The organism is uncultured Ellagibacter sp., assembly GCF_934643285.1.
Taxonomy (GTDB): Bacteria; Actinomycetota; Coriobacteriia; order Coriobacteriales; family Eggerthellaceae; genus Ellagibacter.
In genome coordinates, this window is the sequence record NZ_CAKUBT010000053.1 from 1 (window position 1) to 1,609 (window position 1,609).

A 1,609-nucleotide genomic window follows, 5' to 3' on the forward strand; every position below is an offset into this window, starting at 1 on the left:
GGCGCAAGGAGATATATTACGCGACCTCTCGCCTGCCGTCAAGAACTTTTTTCAAAAAGTTTTGAGCGGTTTTGAAATGCCACCGCTTCTGCTCTCAATCAAGCTGAGTGAAAGAAGAAACCCACGCTCTCCTCAAACGCGGGTTTCTTATTATAGCTATTCGGTTTTACCGCCGCAAGACCTTTTTTACACGAGCTTGATGAACTTTCGCTTGCCAACCTGCAAGACGCAATCCTTCAGCTTCTCGGGCTCGACGTTGTATGCCTTAGACGCGACCGCATCACCGTTGAGCTTTACGCCGCCGCCGTCGATGAGGCGGCGCGCTTCCCCAACGCTTTGCGCAAGGCCGGCGTCGTGAATGATCTTCGCGAGATAGACGAGCCCCTCTTCGTTGGGTGTGAGGTCGGGCGTGTACTCGGCGATGTCGTCGGGGACATCATGCTTCTTGAACACGAGGTCGAACTGCTCCTCGGCCGCGTTCGCCTGCTCCTCGTCGTAGTAAGCGGCAACGATGTTGCGGGCGAGGGCGCGCTTTACCTTATTAGGATGGAGCTCGTCGTTGGCCAAGCCGGCCTCGATTTCATCGATTGCCGAGACGGACTCGGTAGATGCAAGACGGTAGTACTTCACCATAAGCTCGTCGGGGATGGACATGACCTTGCCGAACATATCGGACGGCTCGTCGGTGAGGCCGATGTAGTTGCCGTAGCTCTTCGACATCTTCTTCACGCCGTCGGTGCCTTCGAGCAGCGGGAGCGTCAGGCACACCTGCGGCTCCATGCCGAGCTTCTCCATAAGCTCGCGGCCGGCAAGCAGGTTGAAGAGCTGATCGGTGCCGCCGAGTTCGACGTCGGCCTTGATAACGACGGAGTCATAAGCCTGCATGACCGGGTACATGAACTCATGAAGGCTGATCGGAAGGTTCGAGGTGTAGCGGTTATGAAAATCGTCGCGCTCGAGAATACGGGCGACCGTGAACTGCGCCATGAGCTTCAAGAGCTCTTCCATGTTCAGCGACAAGATCCACTCGGAGTTGTAGCGAAGCGTCGTCTTCTCGGGGTCGAGGATCTTGAATGCCTGGTTGACGTATGTTTCCGCGTTCGCCTTGATCTGCTCGCGGGAAAGCTGCGGACGGGTCGAGTTGCGCCCGGAAGGGTCGCCGATGAGCGCCGTACCGTCTCCGATGATGAGCGTGACCTCGTGGCCAAGGTCCTGGAACTGGCGGAGCTTGCGCAGCGGGACGGCGTGGCCGATATGGATGTCGGGAGCCGTCGGATCGACACCGAGCTTGATGTTGAGGGGTTTGCCGCGCTTGAGCTTCTCAAGCAGAGCGCTTTCCGGCACGATCTGTGCCGTGCCAGAGGAGATGATGTGAAGCTGTTCTTCAGGTGTGAGCATCGAAATGTCCTTCATACAACGGATTTGCACAAGCGATTCTAACACATAGGCAGCATGAGCCCCGAATCTATCGAGGGGGCTGCGCAATAAGCGAATGAACGCTCTCGGCTGCCAGGCACCTTTCCCGAAAGGAAGCTTCTCGCCCAAACTCTTCGCTGAAGCGAGTGGCGTTTCGCTACAATGCCGCAGCGGAATCTAATCGTCACGGTCG

1 protein-coding gene is annotated in these 1,609 nt (G+C 57.1%); it reads right to left on the bottom strand.

Annotated elements, in window-relative coordinates; translation table 11 throughout:
* Positions 1-186 precede the first annotated feature (186 nt).
* Entirely contained in the window at positions 187-1,398 is a 1,212-nt protein-coding gene (tyrS, locus tag Q0I65_RS09635; protein WP_296062936.1) for a tyrosine--tRNA ligase, read from the bottom strand.
* Positions 1,399-1,609 lie beyond the last annotated feature (211 nt).

Coding starts and splice junctions, on each gene's coding strand:
- tyrS (WP_296062936.1), bottom strand. CDS start 1,398: ATGCTCACACCTGAAGAACAGCTTCACATCATCTCCTCTGGCACGGCA.